The sequence below is a fragment of the Armatimonas sp. genome, from assembly GCF_964826245.1.
In genome coordinates this window covers 1-4,454 of the sequence record NZ_CBAYMC010000298.1, presented here as the reverse complement: position 1 = coordinate 4,454, position 4,454 = coordinate 1, and the positions used below count along the sequence as shown (strand labels likewise).

The 4,454-nt window shown below is 57.5% G+C and carries 4 protein-coding genes; 1 reads left to right on the top strand and 3 read right to left on the bottom strand.

Annotation, left to right across the window (positions count from 1 at the left end):
* Positions 1 to 193 precede the first annotated feature (193 nt).
* From AC1XOS_RS20075 to AC1XOS_RS20065, 3 genes are all read right to left on the bottom strand, one after another.
* Positions 194 to 343 carry a hypothetical protein gene (locus AC1XOS_RS20075; RefSeq protein ID WP_481963992.1) on the bottom strand — a complete coding sequence of 50 codons (150 nt, stop codon included), beginning with the start codon at positions 341 to 343 and terminating at the stop codon, positions 194 to 196.
* A gap of 151 nt (positions 344 to 494) precedes the next feature.
* On the bottom strand, positions 495 to 1,337 hold the full coding sequence (locus AC1XOS_RS20070) for a DUF1559 family PulG-like putative transporter (RefSeq protein WP_481963991.1): 843 nt from the start codon (positions 1,335 to 1,337) through the stop codon (positions 495 to 497).
* 144 nt (positions 1,338 to 1,481) lie between these two features.
* Entirely contained in the window at positions 1,482 to 3,125 is a 1,644-nt protein-coding gene (locus tag AC1XOS_RS20065; RefSeq protein ID WP_481963990.1) for a CRTAC1 family protein, read from the bottom strand.
* 28 nt (positions 3,126 to 3,153) lie between these two features.
* On the opposite strand from AC1XOS_RS20065, the gene AC1XOS_RS20060 reads away from it, so the two are divergent.
* Positions 3,154 to 4,454 (top strand): 3'-5' exonuclease (locus AC1XOS_RS20060; protein ID WP_481963989.1); only part of this gene is annotated, 1,301 nt, incomplete at its 3' end.

Here is a 4,454-nt window from a genome sequence, read left to right as displayed (position 1 = left end):
GCGGAGCTTCTCCACTTGCTTCCACTGGCGCTGCTGCCACGGAAGGCTGATGACAAAACTGAGTCCCAGGAGACCCAGGACGACAAAGAGAGGACGCCTCCCACGCGCCGGGGGGGGCGTGGAGGGGGTCCTCTCTGTGGATACGTTGGTGACGGGCATGGAAGGCTATTCTAGCACAACCGTGCTACCAGCACTAGCGGCCTTGGCTACCACTGCCGCCCATGCTGCCGCTTCCACCGCCCATACCCATGGGGCGGCCACCGTAGCCGCCGCCGTAGCCGCCACCATAGCCACCTTGCATCCCTCCGCCTTGCATACCAGGACGCGAGTGTCCTGACCGCATGGCTTCCTTTTGAGCATCCGAGGGAGTGTCGCCGGGCTTCACTTGCGAGAGACTGTCGGCAGACGTTGGATCCTTGGGGCTACACCCCAGGGTAAGGCCAGCAAGGAGAAGGGTGGTTAGTCCTATAAAGGCTCTTGTCTGTGGTTTCAACTTACTTGACTCCGTACAGGTTTGCGGTGACGCGCGATGCCTGAAGGAACTGCGCATGCCCGTCTGCGAAGCCCACATTGGAGCCGTTCATGTGCATGGTGTAAGGAGCCGCTTCCCAGGCACCGGGGAAGATGCCACTATCGGCTGGTGAGCCCGAACAAGCGTTCCCGTAGTAGTTAGGAAGCCCGTCGTTGCGTGCCCAAGCGAGGCGCGGGATGCGGAACCGGCGCTGGGGAGCATTGGCGGCTAGCGCATCGTAGTTGGCGATATTTCTCCAGCCCGCATCGTAGCAGTCCCAGCTCGAAAGCGCAGACATCATGTCACCGACCAAGAACGTGTTGGCGGGACGATCCATTGCCGCGATACCGGGGTACTGGTAGGTGAGGGGTTCGTTAGATCCGTAGCTTAGGATATTGTTGTCCAGGTTGCGCAGGGCTCCGAGGGGGCCTGCACCTCCCCAGGTAAACCAGCCATTGTCTCGGAAGCGTGTCTTGCGCGGGTCCGAGGGACAGCCGTAGACTTGGCCGTTCTTGACATAGGGATAGATGGCATAGTACCAGATCGTGGTCGCATTGTTCGGAGAGGGCGAACCCGCATCTCCCCAGGACGTGCTGTAGTTCTGATCCCACTTCCACTGGGGGAACGTTTCATCGTAGTCTTGCGAGTACATCATGAAACCCAGAGTGAGCTGCTTGATATTAGACAGGCAGCTTGCCTGGCGGGCTTTTTCACGGGCTTGGGCAAAGACAGGGAAGAGGATGGCGGCGAGAATCGCGATAATCGCGATGACAACTAACAACTCAATGAGTGTAAAACTCTGGCGTATCGGCTTCAACATTTTCATAACTGAGTACTCCCTCAGGCCTAACTTCGTACGAACTTCGTCGAAGTGGTTTGAAATGATAACTCTCTTCAAGAGAGAGCTTGGAAAGTAGTTGATACCACCCTCCTGATCGTATTCTAGAAGAAATGAGAGATTTTGTCAAGGCTAATTTTTGGGGGTCAGTTTAATGTAGCTTCCCGCTGCCAAGCCCGCAAATATCTCGGTTTTTCCGGACGGCCAGCGAATGTTAAGCTGAACCGGATCGGACGTACTGCCTAGGCCAAAGTGGACACGAGGATCGCTACTAGAGAGGTAGGAGCCCGCAGGCTGGCACTGCTGTGTCCAGCGCTTTCCATTGGCTTCGATGGTCAATACCGCGCCCCAGGTGTTTGGTGGCAGCGTGAAGCCGATCCAGTTTCCTGATGACCCTGACAGGCGGGTCTCGTTGTGTAGGAGAAGCGGCTTGCCTTCCATGTCCACCACAAGAGCGTCTTGCTTGCCATCGTTGTCGTAGTCACCTATGGCTAAGCCTCGGCCTACGAGGGGGGCAATCCCAACCAGAGCGGTGTTGCTGACCTCAAGAAGCGCCTTGCCCTCTTTGCTCTGGAAGAGCTGAAGGGGCTGGCGGTAGGTTTTCTTCTCAATCTCGGCGATATTATCTTGGACATGGCCATTGGCGATGATTAAATCCTGCCAGCCATCGTTGTCCGCGTCGATAAACTTAATTCCAAAGGCAACTAGGGCATTTGCTCCCTCCCCAAGACCAAGCTCCGGGCTCTGGTCACGAAAGAGCATGCCTTCATTGATATAGAGGTTCTTTACCTCGTTCTGAAACGTCGCAACGGCTAGATCTAGCTTCCCATCGTTGTTGAAGTCTCCAAAATCAGTTCCCATACCCCCGTGCTTATTGCCATTTTGATCGTAGGCGGTGCCACGAAGATCAGCTTCGTTCTTAAACTTTCCCGGTCCCTGATTGACAAACAAATCGCCCGGAGCTTCATCGTTTGCGAGGGCAATGCTCACCCGACCCGTGCCTTCCAAGTCCGCAAAGGCCACGCCGAGGGTTCGCCCACTCTGGCCGGTAACTCCCCACGCTTTGGTGACATCGGTAAACTTGCCGCCACCTTGATTCTGGAAGAGCACCCCCGGCAGACCGACATAGTTGATGGGGCCACAGGAGCTCATGACATCTCCATGGCTGGTCTTAAACCGACAGAGCTGCGGCTTGGTCTGTGGGCCAAAGTCGGCGTAGTTACCAACAAACAAATCCAGCTTACCATCGTTGTCTAAGTCCGCGAAGCCGCAAGATGTCCCCCACGGCTGTGGCTTCAGCCCCGAGGCGAGCGTGACATCACGGAAGGCCTTGCCCGCTTCGTTGTGGAGCAAGCGCCCCTCACGGTAGCCCGAAAGATAGAGATCTGCAAATCCATCACCATCGTAGTCGCCCACCGCGCAGCCGAGAAAGTGCCCCGTGAGCTTTCCCAGCATCGCCTCACTCACATCCACGAACTTTCCCTTGCCATCGCCTTTGAACAGCCCCGGACGGGAGCCGACCAGTAAGATATCCAAGTTGCCATCGCTGTCAAGGTCCAGAAAGGCGCAGCCATAGCCAATGGTCTGGAGGATGTTCAGAGGGCGTTTCTCAGGCACCGGCCAGGAGTAGCGGACACCGGCGGCCTCTGCCATATCGCGGAAGACCAGCTTGGCTTGTGTGGGCTCCGCGCTTTTCGGAGCGAGATTGTTTTTGGGGACGCACCCGGATGACACCAGCAGTGGTACCGTAAAAAGCAGCAGCAAGTTGCGACTCATGGAAGTATTGTACCGGGTATAATCCCCCGTGTCCGTTTCCACTCTCGATAAAAGCCTCGATAAGAGCCTCCTGGATGCCGCTCTCAATGGCCTAGACACGACACCGCGCTTAGTCGCTGTCGAGACGCAAAAAGACACGGCGACGCTGATCTCACGGCACCGCGACGGTAGCATCGCTATGGAGACCGTCCCGTTTATCCCCTGGCTCATCCAGCGCGATGAGCGCTTTCTCCCCGATGGTGAGGAGATCCAATTAGAGGGTGAGGGCTACTCCCGCCTCGTGCGCTTTCCCCACTGGCGTGCCTATTTAGACGCACGGCAGATTCTCCGGGACGAGCGCCGGGACTTTCTCCAGTATGGCTCGCCACAGAAGCAGTTTCTCCTCGGGACGGGCCGCACGCTCTTTAAGGGCATGGCCTTTACCGAAGTGCGCCGGATGCAGATTGATATCGAGACCACTACCTTTACTCCCACCGAGCCCGGTGCCCATATCTTTCTTATTGCCTGCTCAGACAACTTTGGCAACGAGGAGCTGCTCTTTGGCGAGGAGCGGGAGATGCTCTGGGCGCTCAACCACTTAGTGACAGAGTGGGATCCCGATATTATCGAGGGGCACAATATCTACGGCTTTGACCTGCCGTGGATTCGGGCGCGGGCCAAGGCACTCCAGATCGCGCTTCCCTGGGGGCGAGACAGCTCCGAGATGGGGATTGGGATGGAGCGCAACTGTGCGATGGGGGCTAACACGCGTCCGTTTGTGCCGCACTTTATCTGGGGACGGCATGTTCTGGACACGCTCTTTCAGACCCAGCGCTTTGATGTGGCACGCGGTGAGATCTCTTCGTATAACTTAAAAGAGTGCGCCCGAACCTATCATATTGCCGAGCCGGATAGAGTCTATATCCCCCACGACGAGATCGCCTCGCTCTGGCGCACCGACCCGGAGCGCGTGAAGGCCTACACACTGGGCGATGTGCGAGAGACGCGACGCTTGGCGGAGATCGTCACGCCCACCGAGTTCTACTCCACCCAGATGGTGCCTGATGTCTTTCAGAGTGTTGCGGTGACCGGCAGTGGCGAGAAGATCAACTCGGTCTTTGTGCGGGCCTACTTGCAAGCGGGCCACGCCATCACGCGCCAGCAGCCTAGCCAGCCCTACGGCGGCGGCTATACCGAGATGCGTCTCGCCGGTTTGTTGCGCGGCATCGTAAAAGCCGATGTCGAGAGCCTCTACCCGAGCATCATGCTCAACTACAATCTCAGCAGCAGCTCCGACACTCTGGGGCTGTTTCTGCCGCTCCTCAAAGAGCTGACCCGCCGCCGCCTGAT